At 60.9% G+C, this 3542-nt stretch carries 3 protein-coding genes; 1 reads left to right on the forward strand and 2 read right to left on the reverse strand.

Features of this window, described 5'->3' with window-relative positions:
* Window positions 1-40 precede the first annotated feature (40 nt).
* Together zntA and ACTJJA_RS20820 are read right to left on the reverse strand one after the other, a co-directional pair.
* Window positions 41-2212, reverse strand: a complete 2172-nt coding sequence (gene zntA / locus ACTJJA_RS20815) for a Zn(II)/Cd(II)/Pb(II) translocating P-type ATPase ZntA (RefSeq protein WP_440669093.1) — start codon at window positions 2210-2212, stop codon at window positions 41-43.
* Window positions 2213-2288: 76 nt separating this feature from the next.
* Window positions 2289-2915, reverse strand: a complete 627-nt coding sequence (locus ACTJJA_RS20820; protein ID WP_440669095.1) for a lysoplasmalogenase — start codon at window positions 2913-2915, stop codon at window positions 2289-2291.
* Window positions 2916-3044: 129 nt separating this feature from the next.
* Between ACTJJA_RS20820 and ACTJJA_RS20825 the strand changes: the two genes are divergently transcribed.
* A complete protein-coding gene (locus tag ACTJJA_RS20825) occupies window positions 3045-3404 on the forward strand; it encodes a DUF2500 domain-containing protein (protein WP_440669096.1) in 360 nt (119 codons plus the stop codon).
* The last annotated feature ends 138 nt before the right edge of the window (window positions 3405-3542 follow it).

The following is a 3542-nucleotide window of genomic DNA, read 5'->3' on the forward strand; positions in this document are numbered from 1 at the left end:
TGTTGTAGGCCCGGTAAGGCGCAGCCGCCACCGGGCATTTTTACCGACGGCGCAGAAGCCGCAGCGCATTTGCCGTCACCAGCACCGTTGCACCCGTATCCGCCAGCACCGCCAGCCACAGGCCGGTCATGCCGAGCAGGGTGGTGACGAGGAATATCCCCTTCAGCCCCAGCGCAATCCCGATGTTCTGGCGGATGTTGGCGCGCGTCGCCCGCGCCAGGCTAATCATCTGCGCCAGCCCGGCCAGGCGGTTGTGGGTCAGCGCCGCATCCGCCGTCTCCAGCGCCACGTCGGTGCCGCTGCCCATCGCAATGCCGATGGTTGCCGCCTTCATCGCAGGCGCATCGTTAATGCCGTCACCGACCATCGCCAGCGGGGCGAATGCGTTCAGTTCCGTGACCGCGCGGACTTTGTCCGCGGGCAGTAATCCGGCCTTGAATTCCAGCCCCAGCTCACCGGCAATTGCCGCCGCCGCGCGCGGATTATCGCCGGTCAGGATCACGCCCTGTACGCCAAGCTGATGCAGCGCCGTTACGGCCTCTTTGGCGTCATCGCGCAGGGTGTCGCGCAGCGCCAGCATCCCTTTCGCGACGCCGTCCTGCATGAGGGTCACGACAGTTTGTCCGGTCTGTTCTAACGCCTCAACCTCAGGGTTAGAAGACTTGCCCGCCGCGATAATCAGCACCTTTTTACCGTCAACGGTGGCCTCAATCCCCGACCCGACCAGCGCCCGCTGTGCCGTTGCCGTCGGAATTGCCAGCCCGCGCGACTGCGCTTCACGCACAATCGCCTGCGCCAGCGGGTGAGTGGAACCCTGCTCAACGGCGGCGGCCAGCGTAAGCAGTTCATCTTCACCGATATCCTGCGGATACACGCCGGTGACCTGCGGCTTGCCGACGGTCAGCGTGCCGGTTTTATCGAACGCGATATGCTGAACCTGGCTCAGCTGCTCCAGCGCCGCGCCGCCCTTAATCAGTGCCCCGCGACGTGCCGCCGCTGCCAGCCCGGAGGTAATCGCCGCAGGCGTGGAGATCACCAGCGCGCACGGGCAGCCGATCAGCAGCAGCGTCAGCCCTTTATAGATCCAGCCCTCCCACGGTGCGCCGAAGAACAGCGGCGGCACGATAGTGACCAGCAGGGCAACCAGCATGATGGCAGGGGTGTAAATCCGGCTAAAACGGTCGATGAAACGCTCGACGGGCGCGCGGCGCTCCTCGGCTTCTTCTATCAGCCTGAGGATGCGGTCGATGGCGCTATCGCCCGGTTCGGAAAGCACCGTCAGCTGCACCAGACGGTCGACGCTGGTGGCGCCAGCAGGCACTTTTTCACCTGCCGCGCGTTCTACCGGAATGGATTCCCCGGTCAGGGCGCTCTCGTCGAAGCTGGCGGTGGCGGTAACGAGCGTGCCGTCGGCGGGTAAACGACCGCCCGCGGCGACTTCAATCACGTCTCCGGGACGTAGGGTATTAATCGCCACCGTTTCACGATTGCCGTTATTTACCCGTGTGGCGGTTTCAGGCTTCAGCGCCATCAGCGCGCTGACCCCTTTACGCGCCCGGCTCGCCGCCCAGCCCTCAAGCCGTTCGCCGATTAAGAACAGCAGCAGCACCATCGCCGCTTCCGCCGTCGCGCCAATGAACAGCGCGCCGATGGCGGCCACGCTCATCAGCGTTTCGATGGCAAACCAGCTGCCGCTTTTCATCAGGCGCAGCGCCTGGCGGGCAATCGGGAACAGCCCGACCAGCGTGGTGGCGATAAACGCCAGATTGCCGAACGGGTGGTTAATCTGCTCCAGCCCCCAGCTCAGGGCCATCATGATGATGAGGGTAATGAGCGGCAGGTTTTCTTTCAGAGAGGAGGTTTTTTCGACGGGGGCCGTTTCGCTACGCAGGGTATAGCCCGCCTTGCTGACGGCGCCTTCCACCTGTTTGCTGACGTCGCTTTCGGCGCTGACCAGCAGTTTTTCGGTGGCGAACAGCACCTGAACGTGACTCACGCCCGGCACCTGCTTCACCGCGTTTTCCACTTTGCGCGCGCAGGCCGCGCAGTCCATGCCGTTGACGACCCAGCTGTAGCGGTTGCCGCTTTCAGGCAGCATTTCAGTTTGCGTTTCGCACGCGCCTTCGCAGCAGCAGTCGTCTTTCGGCGGAACCGGGCTGAGCTTAAGTGCGGAGAATTGTGGAACTTTTTTAGATGGTTCTGGAGTCGACATGGCAGTCTCCGGTAATGATAATTTTCTCATTAACCGCAGCATACACTCTGGAGTCGACTCCAGAGTCAAGACTTATTTAAATATACAGCGAACGCACGATCAGGAAGTGCCCGGCAAAGTAGCAGGCGGCGGCAATCGCGTTATCCGCGCGGAAGCGACGGCGATAGTGGCTGCCCAGCCAGACGATATTCCCGATCAGCAACAGCGACGCGCCGAAGAACGCTGACATCGCCGGAGACGTCGGACGGAAGAACCACAGCTCGCCTGCAAGCCACACCATCACCAGCGTCATGGCGATAAAGGTACAGACCGGCAAACGCATCTCTTCCAGACGTGACCAAATCACCGCAATCAGCAGCGCGCCAATCACCAGCAGCACCAGCGGCAGCGGCCAGAAGAAGGAGAGCGTCATCTGGCTGGCAAAGTAGATGGTGTAAAGCAGATGCGACAGGAAGAACGCGCCGACGGCATAGAGCAGGCGCTGACGGGGGAGCAGAGTCAGCGCATCGCCTATCAGGGACGCACACAGCCCGGCGAGGACCAGATAGCTGACGGCGTTAAACATCGGCGCTTGCCAGGCCAGCAGCAGCAGGAGCAGCAGCGTGACGGGTTTAAACAGCCAGCGCTGCCAGGCAGGGCCACGATACGACGCATCGACAAAAAGCCATGCGGACAAACAGACGGCGATAAATGACCAAAGCATATTAACTCCCTGTATCTGTTGAGGCTGAATACTCAGTTTCTTATCCAGTGTAGTGACGCGGGCGGGCGTTTGGCAATGACGGGGAAGGCAAGGTATCCTGAATTCCGCAAAATCTGATGGGATTTATCAATGAGCAAGATGCCGCTTTTTTTCATTATCGTGGTGGCGATTATCGTCATTGCCGCCTCGTTCCGTTTCGTGCAGCAGCGCCGCGAGAAGGCGGATAACGACGCCGCGCCGCTGATGCAAAAGCGCGTCATCGTGAGCAATAAGCGAGAGAAAGCCCTGAACGACCGCCGTTCGCGGCAACAGCAGGTCACGCCTGCGGGGACCGCTATGCGCTATGAAGCGAGCTTTAAGCCGGAAACCGGCGGCCTGGAGATGACTTTTCGCCTGGAGGCGCAGCAGTACCATCAGCTGACGGTGGGGGAGAAAGGGACGCTGAGTTACAAAGGGTCACGGTTTGAAGGGTTTGAACCGGAGCAGTAATTTTCCCCTCACCCCGGCCCTCTCCCAAGTGTACAGTCCGGGGACATGGTAGACAGGTGTTCGGGGACATGGTGAACACTTTTTAACATCCTTTACCCATGGTGATCGACTTTTTCTTCAGGTCGATCACCCCCACTT

The organism is Enterobacter sp. 22452 (assembly GCF_052045065.1).
In the GTDB taxonomy this organism is placed as follows: domain Bacteria; phylum Pseudomonadota; class Gammaproteobacteria; order Enterobacterales; family Enterobacteriaceae; genus Enterobacter; species Enterobacter mori.